This is a genomic window from Trinickia camelliae (assembly GCF_053525655.1).
The window spans coordinates 16434-34487 of sequence record NZ_JBCHAA010000029.1 but is presented as its reverse complement, the minus strand read 5'-3'; the positions used below and the strand labels follow the sequence as shown (position 1 = coordinate 34487).

Here is an 18054-nt window from a genome sequence, read left to right as displayed (position 1 = left end):
GCGCCACACCGCGCCGCTTCGTTGCTATGCTTTGACACTGCCGTCGCTAGAACGGCGTCCAAGTTCATATAACGTGGAGTGAGTCCCCAATGAAATCATCTCGTCGGACGTTCTTGATCACGAGCATCGGCGTCGCGTCGACGCTCGCGCTGTCCCGCCAGGCCGCCTTCGCTGACGCGCCGAAAGTGACCGAAGCCGATCCCACCGCGCAGGCGCTCGGCTATAAGGAAGACGCGACCAAAGTCGATAAGGCCAAATGGGCGAAGTACGCCGCTGGCCAGGATTGCGGCAACTGCAGCTTCTACCAAGGCAAGGCGACCGATGCGTGGGCGCCGTGCCCGATGTTCGGCGGCAAGCAAGTGTCGGGGAAGGGCTGGTGCAGCGCTTATAACAAGAAGGCCTGATTCATCTCAGCGTGGCCGCAAGCAGCGGCCGCCTGTTGAAGCACGGCCGCGCGGCTTCGCGCTGCGCGGCCGTGCCGGACTTGCCGCGCAATGGGCAAGCCGCAATGGCAAGTCTTACAGATGCTCGCCGAGGAACGTCAGCGTGCGGCCGTGCGCGAGCGCGGCGGCGTGTTGGTCGTAGGCGGAGCGGTCCGAGCAGTTGAAGCCGTGATGGGCGTTCGGATACAGATGGAACTCGACGTCGTCCCGGCCAATGAAACGCTCCTTCACTTGACCCACCGCCTCTAGCGGAATGCCCGCATCCAGCTCGGCGTAGTGGAATTGAATCGGCGCTTTGATCTTCGACGCCTGGTCGAGCTGGTTCTGAATGCCGCCGCCGTAATAGGCCACCGCGACGTCGATCGAACCCTGCGCCGCGGCCAGATAAGCAAGCCGTCCGCCGAAGCAATAACCGATGGCCGCCACGTTGCCCGACACTTCGGGCATCGCGCGCAGCGCTTGCGCGGCCGCGCCGATATCCGCCGTCGCGAGGTCGACGTCGGTCTTCTGCAGAATCTCGATGCCCTTGTCGCGATCGGCGCCTTCGTAGCCGAGTTCGATGCGAGGCTGCGTGCGCCAGAAGATGTCCGGCGCAAGGGCCACGTAGCCGTCGAGCGCGTATTGATCCGCGACCGAGCGGATATGGCCGTTCACGCCGAAGATTTCCTGAATGATGATGACGGCCGGCCCCTTGCCGCCTTTGGGCAGCGCCAGATAGCCAGGAAAGTGGTCGTTGCCGGTGGGGATGTCGATCCAGCGGGAAGTGATGCTCACGTCGATCTCCTATTAGAACGAGGGGAGAAAATCGGGCCGCCAGTGTGCCACCAATCGAAGACTGTTGCAGAGGCGGCGCCAAGCGGCGGAGTTTGGCGCATCGCGTGAAACGATCGGGCCGCGCATGGGCCTGTCATTTACCTATAGCGCGTAACAAGTTCGCTTAGCCGGTTTGGCTCAATTGACGGAGCGCGACTACCTCCCAAGAAGGCGCGACTTATAGCCGTCATATTCGTCGCGGCCAATGGTCTCAACCGCCTTAGCAGGCGCAAATCGCAGGCATCCGCAAAAACCCTGGTTTTGCCGAAAGCCGCATGGGCCGGGCGTTTCCGGGCAATCTTCAAGTCTGCGGATTGCGCTGCGAACGATCGCGCTATTAGTAGTCTTCCCACTTTCTCAAAAAAATCCCATAAATTAATTTGATGCCCTACACTTGCGCGCAAGTACGGGGTGCCACCTGCCAAAAACTTGTTGGCTCGCGTACTTGGCCAAGTGCATGACCGATGCATCCGGCGTAGTCGTCCACCGGATATAGACGGATAAGACTGATGCGGGGCACAGGGCGATTACGTAGTTTTTGGGACCGAAACTGGAGACTTACATGAATATCAAGATGCAAAAGCTGTTGCCGATCAGCGCTGCAGCGATGCTGTTTGCGACGATGGCGACGGGCGCCGCGGCGGATCAAGTCGTCAAGATCGGCCACGTGGCACCGCTGACTGGGCAAATCGCTCACCTCGGCAAAGATAACGAAAACGGTGCGCGCCTCGCTGTTGAGGAAATCAACGCGAAGGGTCTCACGATCGGTGGCCAGAAGATCACGCTGGAACTCGACGCTCAAGACGACGCTGCTGACCCGCGTACGGCTACCCAAGTGGCGCAGAAGCTCGTCGACGACAAGGTCGTCGCAGTGGTGGGCCACCTGAACTCGGGCACGTCGATCCCGGCTTCGAAGATCTACAGCGATGCAGGCATCGTGCAGATCACGCCGTCGGCAACGAACCCGGCCTTCACGCAGCAAGGCTTCAAGACGACCTTCCGCGTGGTGGCGACTGACGCACAGCAGGGCCCGGCACTCGCCAACTATGCCGCGAAGGAGTTGAAGCTCAAGAGCGTCGCGATCGTCGACGACTCGACCGCTTACGGCCAAGGTCTCGCGAACGAGTTCGAGAAGACCGCCAAGTCGCTCGGCATGAACGTGGTGTCGCATGACGCGACCAACGACAAGGCCGTCGACTTCCGCGCGATTCTGACGAAGATCAAGGGCGAAAATCCCGACGCGATCATGTACGGCGGCATGGATGCCACCGGCGGCCCGTTCGCGAAGCAAGCGAAGCAATTGGGCCTGCGCGCGAAGGTGCTCGCGGGTGACGGCGTCTGTACCGACAAGCTGGCCGACTTGGCCGGTGAAGCAACCGACAACGTCGTCTGCTCGGAGGCCGGCAGGTCGCTCGAGAAGATGGGCAAGGCCGGCGAGGAGTTCCAGGCGAAGTTCCAGAAGCGCTTCGGCCAGCCGATCCAGATCTACGCGCCGTTCACGTATGACGCCGTGTACATCATCGTTGACGCGATGAAGCGCGCGGGCTCCACCGATCCGGCGAAGATCGTCGCCGCCATGCCGACCACCGACTACAAGGGCGTGATTGGCGAAACCACGTTCGACTCGAAGGGCGACCTCCAGCACGGCGTGATCTCGCTGTACAACTACAAGGGCGGCAAGAAGTCGCTGCTCAGCGAAGTGAAGATGTAATTTGCTCCGTTGGCTTCAGGGGCCGTCACAGCCTCTGGCAGCGACGAAAAGCGCGCATGCTGCTGCCAGCATGCGCGCTTTTTCGTATGGGTTTTTGTGTTGTCATCGTTCACGCTATGCGGCGCGAGGACGCGTCAAATCCGGAGCCGCCCGAGCACCTTGGGCCCAACGAAAGCGACCAGCGCTGCGCATAGCGCGACGATCGATAGGCCGATCGACAGATTCGTCGCCTGCGTCACACCACCGATCACGACCGGCCCGAAGAGCAGGCCGAAGTACGCAAGACCGGCGACATGCGCGAGACCTTCGGCGGCGTGAATGCCTTTGACGCGCGCCGCCGCGGCGAACAGCACCGGCATCATGTTCGCCAGCCCGAGACCCATCAGCGCGAAACCCGTCAACGCGGCAAACGAATACGGCAGCAGCAAGGCGGCGATCATCCCCGCGCAAGCGAGCGATGCGCTCGCCCGTACCAGCTGCGGCGCGCCGAAGCGGGCGCGCACGGCGTCGCCGGCGAAGCGGCCCGCCGCCATGCCGCCGGAAAACGCCGCGTACGCAGCGCTCGCGAGCGCAGGCGTCGCCGCGACGACGTCGCGCATGTAGACCGTCGCCCAGTCGTACATGGCGCCTTCGGCGATCAGTGCGATCAGCGCTATCGCGCCGAGCGCCCACAGCACCGGCGAGCGCCAGCGGCTGGCGCGCGAACCGTGGTGGTGAGCATCGTCGGCATGCGGCACGTGCGGCAGCACGGCGGGGCACGCGAGCAACAGGACGATCGCGCTCACCGCCGCCGCGAGCGCGAGGTGCAGCGCCGGCGCCATGCCGCGCGAGAGCAGCGCGCCGCCGACGGCGGCGCCCGCCATCCCGCCGACACTGAACATGCCGTGCAGCGCCGACATGATCGGCCGTCCGAGCGCAGTCTCGACGGCGCTCGCTTCGGCGTTCATCGCGACGTCGAGCGTCGCCATGCCGGCGCCGAAGAGCGCAAGCACGGGAAGCAACAGCCAATAGAACGGCACGACCAGAATCAGCGCCGCGCAGACTGACATCGTGAGCCCGCCCGCCAGACACGCGCGACGCGTGCCAACGCGCGCGATCCATTTGGCGTTGGTCGCCATCGCCGCAATCGAGCCGCCGGCGACGGCGAACAGCGCGATCGACAGCAACGCCGGGCTCAAATGAAACTTGTCGCGTACGGTCGGCACGTGCACGCCCCATGACGCGTACACCATGCCGGCGATGAAAAAGAGCGCCATCGTTGCATTGCGTGCACGGTTGCGCGCCGCCGCCGGCAGATGGCGATGCGCGGCGGGAAGCGGGGCGAGTTCGGGGGAGTGGTCGGACACGAGGGGCTCGTCAAACTGCGGGTTGCGGGTGGATGGGCGGCAGATGAAGGGCGAAACGCAACGATGCGTCGCGTAGCCGCCAAGCCGTTGATTCTATCGGAGCGCCTGCCGCCTTGCTTGCGCGGTAATCTAAGATGTCCGGGCAAGGCCAAGCCGGCTCAATTCTCGAGGACATCGACTTGAAAATTCCTGCTCATGCTCCGCTTCACCTGCTGCACAGAACCGACGTCGGAACGCTCGCGACGCATTCGCGCGAACCGCAAGGTTTCCCCTATCCGACCGTACTGCCGTTCGCGACCGATGCGCGGCATCGTCCGCTCGTGCTCGTGAGCCGGCTCGCCGAGCACACGCGCAATCTACAGGCCGACCCGCGCGCCGGCTTTTTGGTCGTGCATGCGCCGGGCGGCGACGTGTTGAACTCGGAGCGTGTCACGCTGATTGGGCGCTTCGAGCCGCTCGAACCGACTCCGGCTGTCGTCGCGCGCTATCTGCGCTTTCATGCCGATGCCGAGCGCTATCTCGCGCTGGGCGACTTTTCGTTTTGGGTCATGGCGATCGATCGGCTGCGCTATATCGGCGGCTTCGGCGCAATGGGGTGGCTCGACGCCGCCGACCTGGATCCGCTCGCTCCGCTGCCGTCCGAAGAAGAAACGGCGCTCTCGGCATTCTTCACGCATCATCCGCGGCGCCCGGCTCGGTTCGAATTGGCAGGGGTGGATCGCTATGGCGCGGATTTGAAAGTCGACGGCGTACTTGAGCGCGATTCTTTCGATGAGCCGAAGCAGACCATTGCGGAACTCGAAACGGCACTGGTCGGTTGTATCGAACGCCGTTCCGCAAAATAGTTTCGTGTTTTTCCTAATCGGGAAAACTCTGATTAGTTCAGATTTTAGTAAAGATGACCGATACCCCTGTCTTTGTTTAACCTCAACCTCTCATCGGATGAGAGGTTTTTATGAGACGGCGTGATATTAATTTCATACCTTGGGAATTATGCCCTTTGGGCTAGGCCAGCCTGTCTGATTTCAAGATATGCAACAAAACGTAAAAATGCTGTCTGCGTCACTCACCCGCAGACCTAATCAATGAATTGAAATCAGCGTTTTTATTTTTTTTCCTTTTCAGCCTTTTCATCGGTTTCTTGTTTGTGCTAATCTCGCTCCGAAATATCCGAGGCACCACGCAGTGAAATGGCAAGCCGGCTTCAGACCTGCGTCATTTATCGAAACCACAAGGGAACGTATGTCTTCTTACAAGGAACTTCTCGCCCAACGAGAAAAGCTGGAGAAGCAGATCGAAGAGGCGAAGGCGCGTGAATACGCGGAAGTGCTTAATGAGATCAAACAAAAAATGGCCGACTACGGCATTACGCTTGCCGAACTCGGTGTAAGTCGCGGTAAGCATGCGAAGGTGGGTCGTCCGCGTGCGGGCGTTGCGCCGAAATATCGCGATCCCGACAGCGGCAGCACCTGGTCGGGCCGCGGCAAACCGCCGAAATGGATTGCCGGCCAAGATCGCGATCAATTTCTGATTCAGAAGTAATCGGCTCAAAGGCCATCGGCACGAGTGGTTCGCTTAAGGTTTGCTTAAGCCTCGACGGCCGAAACAAAAAACCGCGTACTCTTGGGGCGCGGTTTTTTTATATTCATAAAAAGTCTGACTTCATCGCTTTACGCGCGGCGTGAAAGGATCGCCCGTTCTTACCTCGGGCGCGCAGATATCGAAACACGAATACGTCGCGTTTGTATAAGCATATGATTTAAAACGAAAATGTAGGGCTTTGCGACGGTTTGTCATGGTTGCGCTGCTAGAATTCGCGCATTCAAAACCAACAACGCTACGGTTGCCCATGTCGCAAAGCTTCGAAAGTTTCGACGCCGATACCACCGAAAAGCAGGTCGTCGCCCGCAAGACCACGTTCGTCAGCATCGTGGTGAACGTGGTACTGGCGACGCTGCAAATCTTTATCGGCTTCATCGCCCATTCTCAAGCGCTCATCGCCGATGGCGTGCATTCGCTTGCCGATCTCGTGTCGGATTTCATCGTATTAATTGCGAATAAAGCGAGCGGTGCGAAGCCCGATGCCGATCACAACTACGGACATAACCGCTACGAAACCGTGGCGTCGCTTTTTCTGGGCGGCCTGCTGATCGCTGTCGGCGTCGGTATGCTGTGGCGCGCCGGTCAACGGCTTGCGCATCTCGACGACATTCCCGCCGTGCACATCAGCGCGCTGGCCGTCGCGATCCTCGTGCTGGTATCTAAAGAAGGGCTCTTTCGCTACATGCTGCGCGAGGCGCAGCGCGTGCGCTCGGCGCTCTTGATCGCGAACGCGTGGCACGCGCGTTCCGATGCGGCATCGTCGCTGGTGGTGGCGATCGGCATCATCGGCAGTCTCGCGGGCGTGCGTCTGCTCGATCCGATCGCGGCGGCGATCGTCGGCTTCATGGTTGCCCGCATGGGCTGGACCTTCGGCTGGGACGCCTTGCAGGACTTGTCCGACCGCGCGCTCGATGAAGACGCCACCGACGAGGTGCGCAAGCTGTTGATGTCGACGCCCGGCGTGCGCGACGTGCACGAGTTGCGCACGCGAAAGATGGGCGACTTGGCGCTGGTCGATGCGCATATCCTCGTCGATCCGCTGATCTCGGTGTCGGAGGGGCACTACATCGCCGAGTCCGCGCGCTCGCGTGTGCTGACCGACAAGCGCGTGCTCGATGCGCTGATTCACGTCGATCCGGAGAACGATGCCCTGAGGCACCCGGCCGCGAACTTGCCGCCGCGCGAAGCGGTGATCGAGGCGCTCGACGCCGAACTGGCGAAACGCGGTTTGCGCGCCGCCGGTCTCAATCTCCACTACTTGAGCAGTGGGCTCGACATCGAGGTGACGTTCGCGGCGGACGAGCGCGACGCCGAACTGGCCAACCGCCTGAATCTCGACGATCTGGCCGCCCGGCTCGGTGCGCGCAAGATTACCGTGCAAAGGTTGCTTGATACGGCGAGCCGTTCGCCCGATCAGCAGCGGGCGGCGCGCGTCAGTTAAACGGGAAACAGGTTGTCGCTGCTACAGCGGCAACTGTGTATCGAACTTGATCTCACGCAGCACCACGCTGGTGCGCACTTGCGCCACGGCGGGGATCTTGAAGATGCGCTCGTGCAGGAACGAGTCGTACGCTTTGATATCGGGGGCGACGATTTTCAGAATGTAGTCCGCTTCCCCGGTCGTGCTGTAGCACTCGGTGACTTCGGGACAGGTGGCGATTTCGCGCTCGAATTGCTCGACGCCGCCTTCCGTGTGTCTCGTCAGATGAATATGGGCCAGCGCGCAGACATGCAGCCCCAGCTTCTCGCGATCGAGCAGCGCGGTATAGCGCTGGATCACGCCTGATTGCTCCATATCCTTGATCCGCCGCCAGCAAGGCGTACTCGACAAGCCAACTTGATCCGAGATCTCCTGAACCGACCGGCGCGCGTCGAGCTGTAGCAGACGCAGAATTTTTTGCGAAAACGTATCGAGTGTCACGCGTGCCTCCCAGTTCGGCCGCAACTTTCCTAAATGTTAGAGGCGGCAGAAAAGAAAGGCAATGTGAGACGCCAGGGCTGAGGGGATTTCCCTAATTTGCCGTGTTGCTCGCGGTGTTTTGTCCTGCATCGTCCCCGGCCGCTGATTCAGGCAGGGACGCGTTCGGAATGCCGGCGAGCGCGGCTTGCTGGCTGCGCAACTCCGCCAGCATGTTGCAGAAAAGCGCGCCTTGCTCGATGGCGTCGTCGAGCGCGACGTGCGTGTGAGGGTGGTCGTCGAACCAGCGCTTCGGCATGCGCGGCTTGATGCACTTGCGGTAGGGCAGGTCCGTCATCGCGAACGCAAGCGTCTTGATATCGAGCGCGGACCACGAGAACGGGCAGCGCCCCGCAAAGCGCATCATGTACCAGAACATGAAGGTGAAATCGAAGCCGGCCGGCATCGCCACGAATACGGGCTTGCCCGGCAGCGATTCGACCCATTCGACGTACGTGACCAGCGCCGTTTCGGGCTTTTGCAGATCAGAGCGGCACGCCGCCCACGCTTCCTTTTGCGTCTTCCACCAGGCCGCCTGGATGGGATGCGCCTCGGCGCCAGGAAGCGTTTCCAGATTGGCGGAAAACGTGCTGATCAGTTGCTTGTCCGCCGTGTAGGCCGCCGACGCAAAGCTGAGCATCGAGTGCGGACCGGGAATCGGGCCGTCGGCTTCGACGTCGGTGCTGACGTAGATCTCGGCTGTCATGCGCGGACTCCGTCCGCCACGTACGGGTTCGTGCGCCGCTCAGCGCCGAACGTCGACGTGGGGCCGTGCCCGGGGACGAACGTGATGTCGTCGCCGAGCGGCCAGAGTTTGCTGCGGATCGACCCGACCAGGTCCGCGTGGTTGCCGCGCGGAAAGTCGGTGCGTCCGATCGAGCCGGCGAACAGCACGTCGCCGACGAGCGCGAGCCGGTGAGCATCGCTTACGAACACGACGTGCCCGGGCGTATGGCCTGGGCAGTGGTAAACGTCGAGCGTTTCGTCGCCGAACTGCACGGTGTCGCCGTCCGAGAGCCAGCGATCGGGTTCGAACGCCTCCGCTGCCGGAAAACCGAAGCGCTGGCTTTGCTGCGGCAGCTGGTCGAGCCAGAAGCGCTCGTCTTGATGGGGTCCTTCGATGGGTACGCCGTAGTGAGCCGCCAGGGTCTTCGCGCCGGCGCAGTGATCGATGTGCCCGTGGGTGAGCAGCACCTTCTCAACGCTCACGCCTAGCTGGGCGACCGCCTCCTGAATACGCTCCAAATTGCCGCCAGGATCAACGACGGCGGCACGGCCCGTCGCTTCGCAGACGAGCAGCGAACTGTTTTGCTGGAATGGCGTGACGGGGATGATCGAGACTTTCATTGGCAATGCGGCAGGACGGCGAAAAGCTCGATTGTACCGGCGGTGCGAAGCCGTCGCTGATAGGCCGAACGGACGATGAATTATCTCGATTTTTACATCCATAGTGAGAATCAATGACTCCTGGGCAGGTTGACAGGTGTTTTAAAGCTTCTTTTGCTATAATCCGCCCCATTGTGCGTGGAACATCCACGCTGCCAACTGACGATCCGGTCTCGTTTAAGGGCGAGCACAGCCGGGTCGCCGTCAAGTAAGTGTCCGTCCATTGGGGCGGTACAAACCTTGCGTCGGATAGGTTATTCGATGCACACGTCTTGCCCAGCCAGGCGCCGCGCGCCTGCAACGGCCTTGCTGCCGTGCCGCTGGGTGGGGCCTACGCCGCTGTTCCTGTACGTCTTCGGACGTGCGTAGAACGTTCAATTTACGTTCGATGGCGGCATGTGGGGTCTGGTCAGGCTGCCGGGGACAGGTTGCGCCAGACGTGAAAGCTAACCGGGCGGAAAGCGGCGTATGGCCGCACCCGAGTGCCTGTGCACGACTCGCTGGATAGCGAGCGGAGCCACGTTGCGCCTTGGTCGCCCGAGCCGTAAGCGACACGAAAGATTCACGTGCTGCGGCTCGACACTGTTGAGTTACGTCTTATGAAATCTCGATTGCCTCGATTGGGGAGTCTGTTTGCCTTTTTTGCCTTGGCAGGCTGTGCGGTTCCCCATGGTCCGGCTGATCAGGCCAGCGCCCCGCCGATGCGCACGCTGGGCGCGGTCGCAAACGCCCCGTCGTCGCCGCTCGGCTACGACGCTTCGAAATCGGCACCCGCTTCCGATTCGAAAGCGAGCCTCGCCGATGCGAAGCCCCTCGACGCAGGCCCGGATGTCTCCGATTTCCACCAGACCGGCCGCGCCTCCTGGTACGGCACGAAGTTCCACGGCCGCAAGACGGCGAGCGGCGAGCGCTACAACATGAACGCGCTGACCGCCGCTCACAAGACGCTGCCGCTCGCGTCCTACGTGCGGGTGACGAACACGACCAACGACAAGTCGGTCGTCGTGAAGATCAACGACCGCGGGCCTTACGTGCGCGGGCGCATCATCGACTTGTCGTATGCGGCGGCTCGTGTACTCGGCTTGCGCAAGGCAGGCACGGCGCAAGTGAAGATCGAAGGTTTGTCGGCGCAGGAAGCGAAGGCTGAGCAGGCCGAAATGCTGGCCGACAATTCGATCAGCAAGTAAGCGCCGAGAAGCAGCGGCGCGGTGTGGTGCCGTGCTTCGCGAGGTTCGCCTCGCTACTGCATAAAAGAGATTCGAACCTTGAAGGGCCGCCGCGTGCGGCCCTTTAGTCTTTCTTGAGCTCGAGCGCGCGTGAGTACAGCGTGTTGCGCGACGCTCCGGTGATCGCGGCGGCCACCTTCACCACGCCGCTTACGGGCAATTCTTCGAGCAGGATATTCAGGAGTGCGTCGTGATCTTCGGCGCCCGGCTCCGACTGCGGCGCGCCCTCAACGACCAGCACGAATTCACCGCGCTGCCGGTTGGCGTCGGCGGCGAGCCACGTTGGCCCTTCGGCCAGGGTGCAGCGGTGAAGGGCCTCATGTAACTTGGTCAACTCTCGTGCGATCAACAAGCGCCGTGCGCCGCCGAATGCATCGGCGAGCGCCTGCACGGTCTCGACGATGCGATGCGGCGCTTCGTAGAACACCAACGCTTGAGTGTGCCCGGCCAATTGCTGAAGCTGGGTGGCGCGCTGCTTGGTCTTCGTCGGTAGAAAACCCAGGAACGAGAAGGCGCCGGCCCAGTCGCCGGCCACGCTGAGCGCGGTCGTCAGCGCGCTTGCGCCTGGAAGCGGAACAACGGGCAGACCCGCTTCGCGCACAGCGTCGACAAGCCGCGCGCCAGGGTCCGAGATGCCCGGCGTGCCCGCGTCCGACACGTAGGCGACGCGCTCGCCGGCCCGCAGGTGCTCGATCACGCGCGCGGCGGCGGCGCGTTCGTTGTGCTCGTGCACGGCGATGAGCGGCTTGGCTATGCCGTAGCGGGCGAGCAGCTGGCCGCTGTTGCGGGTGTCTTCGGCGGCGATGCGGTCGACCACCCCGAGCACGTGCAGCGCGCGCAGCGTGATGTCGGCGACGTTGCCGATCGGCGTTGCCACCACATACAGAGCGCTGGCCGGGTACTGCTGCCCTTGCGCGAGTTCGAGGAGATCAGTCATGACGCAGAAAACGCGGACAAAGGGAACAAGGCCGCCATTGTGCCACGCGGCGAGCGACAACTTTTCCGGCCGGGCCGGGTCGAAGAGCGTCGGTACGGCGTTCGAAGCGCGTGCGCTCGAGTATTTGCAGCGGCAGCGCATGCGGCTCATCGCTCGCAATGTAACTTGCCGTGGCGGTGAGATCGATCTCGTGATGCGCGATCGCGACGGCGCGCTGGTGTTCGTCGAAGTGCGCGCGCGTGCGGACAAACGCTTTGGCGGGGCGGCCGCGAGCGTCGGCTGGCAGAAGCGCCGGCGCATCGTGCACGCGGCGCAGGTCTTTCTCGCTAGGAGTCGCGGCGTCGTGAGCGCGTGCCGCTTCGACGTCGTTGCGTTCGACGGCACCCGTCTCGTGTGGCTGCGAGACGCTTTTCGCGCCGACGACGTATGAACAGTGTTTCGGCGCTTGCCGAGTGCGGTAAACTTGCGCGCAAATGTGACCAACACGTTCCACAATCGGCGCCGAAAGGCGCACCATGGATGCAGCAGCGAGGTTGCTCGACAACCCCGTTATTAGTTAGAGATCGATGTCAGTCGAACGCATTCAACAGCACTTCCGCGACAGCGCGGCAGCCAAGCTCGAAGCACTGGAAACCCTCTCGATGCCGATCGCCGCAGCGGTCGACACGATGTTCGCCGCGCTCGCGAACGGCAACAAGATTCTTGCTTGCGGCAACGGCGGATCGGCCGCCGAGGCGCAACGCTTCGCGTCCGAGCTGATCGGCCGCTTCGAGCGCGAGCGGCCCGGCTTGCCGGCCATCGCCCTCACCACCGATTCCTCCATCCTGACCGCGCTCGGCGACGACTACGCATTCGATGAGATCTACTCGAAGCAAGTCCGCGCGCTCGGCCACACGGGCGACGTGCTGCTCGCGTTGAGCACGACCGGCAACTCGGCCAACGTGCTCGCGGCGGTGGCCGAAGCGCACGAGCGCGAGATGGTCGTGATCGCGCTGACGGGCCACGGCGGCGGAAAAATGAACGAGACGCTGACCGATATGGATATCCATATCAGCGTGCCGTCGGAGCGCCTCGCGCGCATTCAGGAAGTGCACATGCTGACGATTCATTGTCTGTGTGACGGCATCGATGCGATGCTGCTCGGCGAAGATTGACCCTCGAATTGACTACCGAACTGACCACGAAAGGGAGTGCGTTGATGAGCGTAAATCGCGTCAAGAAGACGCTTGTGAGGACCACGCTCGTGGTCGGATTGGCGGCGGGGCTCGCTGCCACGTTGCAGGGTTGCGTGCTGGCGCTGGCCGGCGCGGCAGGGGGCGGCGCGCTGATCGCGACCGACCGGCGGACGGTCGGAGCGCAGACCGAGGACCGCGAGATTCAGGTCAAGGCTTCGACGCAAATCGCCCAACAGCTGCCGGACGACGCGCACGTCAACGTGACCGTGTTCAACCAGCGCGTGCTGCTGACCGGCGAAGTGCCGAGCGACCAGAACAAGCAGCAGGCCGAGACGATCGCGCGCGGCATCGATAACGTCAAGCGGATCGTCAACGAGCTGGCGGTGCAGCCGAAGAGCACGCTGTCGTCGCGGGCGAACGACTCGTACCTCGAAGGCCGCGTGAAGACCGCGTTGATCGCGGAGAAGGGTATTTCGGCGAACGATTTCAAGGTGGTTTGCGAACGCGGCAACGTCTATTTGATGGGGCTAGTGACGAACGATGAAGGCGATACCGGCGGCGATGCGGCGAGCCGCGTGCCGGGCGTCATGCAGGTCGTGAAGGTGTTCCAGTACATCAAGCCGCAGGAAGCGCAGGCGCTCGAGGCGTCCGCGTCGGCGGCCGCCAGCGCGCCGGGTGCGGCGCAAGCGCCGGCGCCGGATTCGAGTGAGCCGACGGTGGGGGCAGTGCAGTCCGCGACGGTTAGTTCGCAGCCGCTCGGCCAGCAGCCGCCTGCGCCGGTTACCAATTCGAACGCGGTTCATTCTGGTAACCCGAAGGCGATGCAATGAGTTTGGTTAGCTGGAAGTGGGGTGCGGTGGTTGTGTTGGCGGTGGCGTCGGCTGGTGCGTACGCTGCCGATGGGCCGAACGGGCTCGAGATCGCCAAGAGCAACGCGTGCATGGGGTGTCATGCGGTCGATCGAAAGCTCGTCGGGCCGTCGTTTCAGCAGATCGCCGGGAAATATAAGGGCGACGCGCAGGCGCCGGCCAAACTCGCGGTGAAAGTGCGTGACGGCGGCTCGGGTGTTTGGGGTGCGATTCCGATGCCTTCGCACCCGCGGATGACCGATGCCGATATTCGCACCGTCGTCGCGTGGGTGCTGGCGGGGGCGCCGTCGAAGTGATTTCTGGGGGCCTGCAGCGTCGGCAGGGGCTTGGCAAACGGTTCGGGCGCTGTGCTAGAATTGGCGCTTCGTTGGGGCGGTAGCTCAGCTGGGAGAGCGTCGCGTTCGCAATGCGAAGGTCGGGAGTTCGATCCTCCTCCGCTCCACCAATGAATATCTAGCAACTTCGAAGTTTTAGCAGAAACCCCGCCGGGCTAAACCCGGCGGGGTTTTTTGCTTTCATTGCCTACGAATATTAATTTGCACGTAGTCCTGACCCATCCTTGGAGTGAATCCCTGCGGCTGGACCGGTCGGCGTTAGCGGGTTGTGTCGCAGTTGTCGAACAGAGAAATATCATACTTACGTCGCCATACAGCCACATGTACATCGACACAAATGGCATGGACGACTCCGTGCAAAGGCAGAATGTTCCTCACATTTTCGATGTTCCGGTATCGAAGCAAATGCTTACCTAGTCGAAACGAAAATTCTGGTCGAGAAAATTTTTCATCATCGACTACAAAGACTCCGACCTGGAGAAACATCGGGCCACGCTAACAGATCGGTATGGGCCACCAACCTTCGCCAACGAAAAGGAGCACTTGATCAAATGGAATTGGCCGAGCAAGACGCTCGAAATCGTGCTTCACTTTGATCGTAGTGCGAAATAATTTATCGGGCTGAATGATTCCCTGAGGGCGTCAATCTCTAATTCCATCGGAATGAATAGCGTGACGAAAACGAGTTGGTGTTCGCGCAGCGAATTCGTAGACCTCATGTGGATATCGCGGCGATCTCAATACGACTAATTTGAAACGCCCAGGCGAGTGACGAAAACACGCAGCAATAGCTTTGAAGGAGTTCGGGAGCAAAACGGTGTCATTCCGCTAACCTGGTGATCCTGCGTAGTCTGGTCGTTCGCTTCAGTCGCTCGACGCGGATTTCTTGTGCACATGCGTCAGCCTCTGCCAGAAGTTTTAAAACCTCGTCCTGTATTGATCGATATTTTTCTAATAGTAGACGCTCGCTAATCGATGGCACTCTTCCGTCATCTTTGTTGGACAGTTTTTGGTGTGCGCTTAGTCGCTGTTTCAGGCGATTGCGATCCTTGTTGTTAAGTGTGTAAAGGCCGTCGACGTATTTCTCGAACGATTGAGAACCTTTTGAAGAATTGCAATCGCGACAGCAAGGAACGAGATTCCCTATTTGGTGACCATACCCATTGAACTCGCCTGCCTTTACGAGATTGACCAAGTGGTCCCATGTCTGAGCAGGCGCGAAACAGTAGACGCAATGGAGGCTGTCCGGGTCTTGCCCAAGGGCGCAAAGAGCGGCTTCGACCTTGTCTTGTTCGTAAATATCCGTTGGAGCGAGTGCTGACGCGAATGCGTGCGCAATTGTGGTCCGTCTCTTCTTTAGGATTGAGTACGGTTTAAGGTGAGAAATGATACTCTTTGCTTTCATGTGAACTCTCAGGTTAATCGATGCAATCAATATTCCTAAGATTACTAAAAAATTGCAAGCAGACACGCGTTAGCGCCTGTCGGGCTTAAATTGATTTGCGTATGCCAGGAGTTCATCGTTAATCCTATTTCGATCTGGTGAAAAATGCGCGGCTCGATGGCAGTTAGGACATAATGCGACGCAGTTCCAGTACCTGTCGCTCGTCTCGACGCCAAGGACGTGATGAACGTCAAGAAAGCCAGGATATGCCTGGCTGTTCTTACAAGACTTCCGCTCGCATCCGTCCTTAGCGCGTTCGATCACCCGTCTCCTTACTCGAGGGTCGCGTTTCACATGGGACTTTATTGAAACGACACGGGTTGCTCCATCGCTCCCTAGTGCGCCGTAGTCGACACCAAGGTCATCGAGAGTGTCATCCACTACGGAGGCTGATGTTGTCGCGACTATGGGCGATTGCGCTAGATCTTTTACGCCGCGCCATCCCCACAGAACATCAGGGACGGCGTGCGCGTCTGGCGTTCTTCTATCCATAAGCCATACAGTCGGACTATCGCCATTCGCCGCGTGATTTTTCTTAACGCGCCCCATCCGTCCGCTTGCGATTAGGTTCTCGCTAATTTCTCGTTGTCGCCTCCAGATCGCAGGGATCTCTTCGACTGGGATTAGCGCCGCGTATTCGACATTCCGCCCGAAGCGTTGAAACAGAAGGGAATGCGAAATCCCCTTCGATGTGTCGCGCGACACGATGGCGTTCAACGTCTCATCCCAATCACCCTTAATGAGGCGAGCGCGAAGCTGAGCGGCGGAAAATTGTCCCTTTTGGTCGCCCCATCTCCAACAAAGGCGGACACGCATCTTGATACGGTGGCCGTCCGGATCGATAGCTGAAATGATCTGCGATATTGCGGTGCCGGCCGTTGGGCGGTCATCGTCTGTGACCACAAAGCCCCGGCTTCGAAGGAAAGGGGCTACCGCGTCGCGGCTTTCATCTTCCGCCTCAAGGCTTTCTTGCGTTCTAAACGCGCGATTACCTGCCACGATAATTCCCCCGTTATTGTCACTGCGTTGTGATGGTGTTTGATCGACATGTTATGTCGGATCATGCCCAAACTCGAAGGCTAATAGTGGCACCCGCTCGGAACGCACGCTTCGCGTACGTACGCGCGGGGCGATCTTGAACGTGGAGTTCTGACGGCCGTGCCTCAAGGAGATTCTGCCGCTGATGGGCGCGCCGTTCGGCAGCCATAGCGCTCTTCGCAGGTTGGTAGCTGCGCGCAATCGAGCCGTTTAATGGCATAAAGTTATTAATTTATGACCCATGGTAACTATTGTATGAGCTCGATACGGCCGGTATCATTCGGGCATGACATACGATGAGTTCCAGCGGCAAATCGGTAAGGCGGGATTGACTCTCCGAGAGTTCGCGGAGCTCGTCAAGATGAATCGCGTATCGCTGAGCAACTACGCACGGCGAGGCGGCGTGCCGTCGCATCTGGCCGTCATTGCTGCCCTACTCGGCGAGATGGCTGAGCGAAAGATTGACTATCGAGTTGTGCTTCAGAGCATCGACATTGATCGAAAGAAGCCCCGTGGTGCGGGCGCAAAAGGTAGGTTCGGCGGCGATAAGCAGCGTGACCTTGACCTGTTCTCAGAGAAGAAAGAATCATGAAGAGTATTGAACTGTTCGCCGGAGCGGGCGGGCTTGCGATGGGAATGGCACGCGCCGGATTCGATCACTCGGCGGTCGTCGAGTGGAATGCGGACGCCTGCCAAACGATCAGGGAAAATCGGCATCACTACGCGGCACATGGCGCGCCTTTTCTGCTGTACGAAGGGGACGCGAGAAACTTTAGCTTCTCGGACCATGGGGACGGGGTAGAGGTGATCTCGGGGGGGCCACCCTGTCAACCTTTTTCGCTGGGCGGCAAGCATCAGGGCTATAGCGATACCCGCGACATGTTTCCCGTCGCAGTGCAGTCTGTTCGGGAAATTCGACCAAAGGCTTTCATATTCGAAAATGTCAAGGGTCTCTTGCGAAAGAGTTTCTCAAGCTATTTCGAATACGTCATTCTGCAACTTACTTACCCCGACGTGATTCGCCGAAAGAATCAAACCTGGATGGAGCATCTGGCTAAGCTCGAAGGCATCCATACAGCTGGCAAAAGGAGACCAACATACAACGTTGTGTTCCGCTTGCTGAATGCAGCTGATTACGGGGTTCCCCAGAAGCGGGAGCGTGTCGTTATCGTCGGTTTCCGTGCGGACCTAGCCATTGAATGGGCGTTCCCCGATCCGACGCATTCCGAGGATGAGTTGCTCGTGTCGAAATGGGTAACGCACGAGTACTGGGAGCGACACGGAGTGGTTCGCAAAAATCGCCCCACATTGCCAGCACGTGCCACTGCGCGCGTTCAGCGTTTGGCACAGCGCGACCTCTTACATCGACCGCTGGAGCCTTGGAAAACGGTTCGCGACGCAATAAGCGACTTGCCCGACCCGGAAAGATCACGTCGATCCGCAATCCGAGATCATGTATTCATACCTGGGGCTCGTTCCTACCCGGGGCACACAGGAAGTCCGTACGACGAGCCGTCGAAGACGTTGAAGGCCGGCGACCATGGCGTGCCCGGGGGGGAAAACATGCTGGCACGGTCCGACGGGACGGTGCGCTATTTCACCGTGCGCGAGGCGGCTCGAATTCAAACCTTTCCCGATGATTACAGGTTTCACGGGTCTTGGGGCGAAACGATGCGCCAGCTAGGGAACGCTGTGCCCGTCCAACTCGGCGAGGTGGTTGCGTCTTCCGTAGCGGCCGCTCTACGGCGGTAACCGCAATTTTTCAGTTAAGG

18 protein-coding genes and 1 tRNA gene are annotated in these 18054 nt (G+C 60.5%); 13 read left to right on the top strand and 6 right to left on the bottom strand.

Annotated features, from left to right (window positions below):
* Positions 1 to 89: 89 nt before the first annotated feature.
* Positions 90 to 404, top strand: coding sequence for a high-potential iron-sulfur protein (locus AAHK20_RS31955; protein ID WP_449185514.1), 315 nt, complete (start codon positions 90 to 92; stop codon positions 402 to 404).
* A 114-nt stretch (positions 405 to 518) separates the two neighbouring features.
* On the opposite strand, the gene AAHK20_RS31950 is transcribed toward AAHK20_RS31955, so the two are convergent.
* Positions 519 to 1217, bottom strand: a complete 699-nt coding sequence (locus AAHK20_RS31950) for a dienelactone hydrolase family protein (protein WP_449185513.1) — start codon at positions 1215 to 1217, stop codon at positions 519 to 521.
* A gap of 601 nt (positions 1218 to 1818) precedes the next feature.
* Here AAHK20_RS31950 and AAHK20_RS31945 point away from each other — a divergent pair.
* Positions 1819 to 2967, top strand: a complete 1149-nt coding sequence (locus tag AAHK20_RS31945; RefSeq protein WP_449185512.1) for a branched-chain amino acid ABC transporter substrate-binding protein — start codon at positions 1819 to 1821, stop codon at positions 2965 to 2967.
* Between the two features lie 134 nt (positions 2968 to 3101).
* Here the strand turns inward: AAHK20_RS31945 and AAHK20_RS31940 are convergent, their stop codons facing one another.
* Positions 3102 to 4313, bottom strand: a complete 1212-nt coding sequence (locus AAHK20_RS31940; protein WP_449185511.1) for an MFS transporter — start codon at positions 4311 to 4313, stop codon at positions 3102 to 3104.
* Between the two features lie 179 nt (positions 4314 to 4492).
* On the opposite strand from AAHK20_RS31940, the gene AAHK20_RS31935 reads away from it, so the two are divergent.
* The 3 genes from AAHK20_RS31935 (at position 4493) to AAHK20_RS31925 (ending at position 7356) form a co-directional block, all read left to right on the top strand.
* Entirely contained in the window at positions 4493 to 5158 is a 666-nt protein-coding gene (locus AAHK20_RS31935) for a HugZ family pyridoxamine 5'-phosphate oxidase (protein ID WP_449185510.1), read from the top strand.
* Between the two features lie 397 nt (positions 5159 to 5555).
* On the top strand, positions 5556 to 5855 hold the full coding sequence (locus AAHK20_RS31930) for an H-NS histone family protein (RefSeq protein WP_449185523.1): 300 nt from the start codon (positions 5556 to 5558) through the stop codon (positions 5853 to 5855).
* Positions 5856 to 6162: 307 nt separating this feature from the next.
* Positions 6163 to 7356 (top strand): cation diffusion facilitator family transporter, encoded by a 1194-nt coding sequence (locus tag AAHK20_RS31925; protein WP_449185509.1) that lies wholly within the window; start codon positions 6163 to 6165, stop codon positions 7354 to 7356.
* A gap of 21 nt (positions 7357 to 7377) precedes the next feature.
* On the opposite strand, the gene AAHK20_RS31920 is transcribed toward AAHK20_RS31925, so the two are convergent.
* The 3 genes from AAHK20_RS31920 to AAHK20_RS31910 all read right to left on the bottom strand — a co-directional run bounded on the left by AAHK20_RS31920 (position 7378) and on the right by AAHK20_RS31910 (position 9219).
* A complete protein-coding gene (locus tag AAHK20_RS31920; protein ID WP_085228732.1) occupies positions 7378 to 7836 on the bottom strand; it encodes an Lrp/AsnC family transcriptional regulator in 459 nt (152 codons plus the stop codon).
* A 91-nt stretch (positions 7837 to 7927) separates the two neighbouring features.
* The gene (locus tag AAHK20_RS31915; RefSeq protein ID WP_449185508.1) at positions 7928 to 8578 is read right to left on the bottom strand and encodes a 3'-5' exonuclease family protein; all 651 of its coding nucleotides are present in this window, start codon (positions 8576 to 8578) and stop codon (positions 7928 to 7930) included.
* A complete protein-coding gene (locus AAHK20_RS31910; RefSeq protein ID WP_449185507.1) occupies positions 8575 to 9219 on the bottom strand; it encodes an MBL fold metallo-hydrolase in 645 nt (214 codons plus the stop codon). Before AAHK20_RS31910 ends, AAHK20_RS31915 begins: the two co-directional genes overlap by 4 nt.
* A 638-nt stretch (positions 9220 to 9857) precedes the next feature.
* On the opposite strand from AAHK20_RS31910, the gene AAHK20_RS31905 reads away from it, so the two are divergent.
* Positions 9858 to 10445 carry a septal ring lytic transglycosylase RlpA family protein gene (locus tag AAHK20_RS31905; protein WP_449185506.1) on the top strand — a complete coding sequence of 196 codons (588 nt, stop codon included), beginning with the start codon at positions 9858 to 9860 and terminating at the stop codon, positions 10443 to 10445.
* A gap of 103 nt (positions 10446 to 10548) precedes the next feature.
* Here AAHK20_RS31905 and rsmI read toward each other — a convergent pair whose 3' ends face one another.
* Complete coding sequence (gene rsmI, locus AAHK20_RS31900; RefSeq protein WP_449185505.1) at positions 10549 to 11421, bottom strand: 16S rRNA (cytidine(1402)-2'-O)-methyltransferase; 873 nt, start codon at positions 11419 to 11421, stop codon at positions 10549 to 10551.
* Here rsmI and AAHK20_RS31895 point away from each other — a divergent pair.
* The 7 genes from AAHK20_RS31895 to AAHK20_RS31865 all read left to right on the top strand — a co-directional run bounded on the left by AAHK20_RS31895 (position 11420) and on the right by AAHK20_RS31865 (position 18034).
* Complete coding sequence (locus tag AAHK20_RS31895) at positions 11420 to 11851, top strand: YraN family protein (RefSeq protein ID WP_449185504.1); 432 nt, start codon at positions 11420 to 11422, stop codon at positions 11849 to 11851. The two genes, rsmI and AAHK20_RS31895, sit on opposite strands and share 2 nt — an antisense overlap.
* Before the next feature lie 136 nt (positions 11852 to 11987).
* Positions 11988 to 12575 carry a phosphoheptose isomerase gene (locus tag AAHK20_RS31890; protein WP_449185503.1) on the top strand — a complete coding sequence of 196 codons (588 nt, stop codon included), beginning with the start codon at positions 11988 to 11990 and terminating at the stop codon, positions 12573 to 12575.
* 44 nt (positions 12576 to 12619) lie between these two features.
* On the top strand, positions 12620 to 13426 hold the full coding sequence (locus tag AAHK20_RS31885) for a BON domain-containing protein (protein WP_449185502.1): 807 nt from the start codon (positions 12620 to 12622) through the stop codon (positions 13424 to 13426).
* On the top strand, positions 13423 to 13761 hold the full coding sequence (locus tag AAHK20_RS31880) for a c-type cytochrome (RefSeq protein WP_449185501.1): 339 nt from the start codon (positions 13423 to 13425) through the stop codon (positions 13759 to 13761). The genes AAHK20_RS31885 and AAHK20_RS31880 overlap by 4 nt, the downstream gene beginning before the upstream one ends.
* A gap of 73 nt (positions 13762 to 13834) precedes the next feature.
* Positions 13835 to 13910: transfer RNA gene (locus AAHK20_RS31875), tRNA-Ala, on the top strand.
* A 2733-nt stretch (positions 13911 to 16643) separates the two neighbouring features.
* Positions 16644 to 16874 (top strand): XRE family transcriptional regulator, encoded by a 231-nt coding sequence (locus tag AAHK20_RS31870; RefSeq protein WP_449185500.1) that lies wholly within the window; start codon positions 16644 to 16646, stop codon positions 16872 to 16874.
* Positions 16871 to 18034: a DNA cytosine methyltransferase gene (locus tag AAHK20_RS31865; protein ID WP_449185499.1), complete on the top strand. Its 1164-nt coding sequence runs from the start codon at positions 16871 to 16873 to the stop codon at positions 18032 to 18034. Before AAHK20_RS31870 ends, AAHK20_RS31865 begins: the two co-directional genes overlap by 4 nt.
* Positions 18035 to 18054 lie beyond the last annotated feature (20 nt).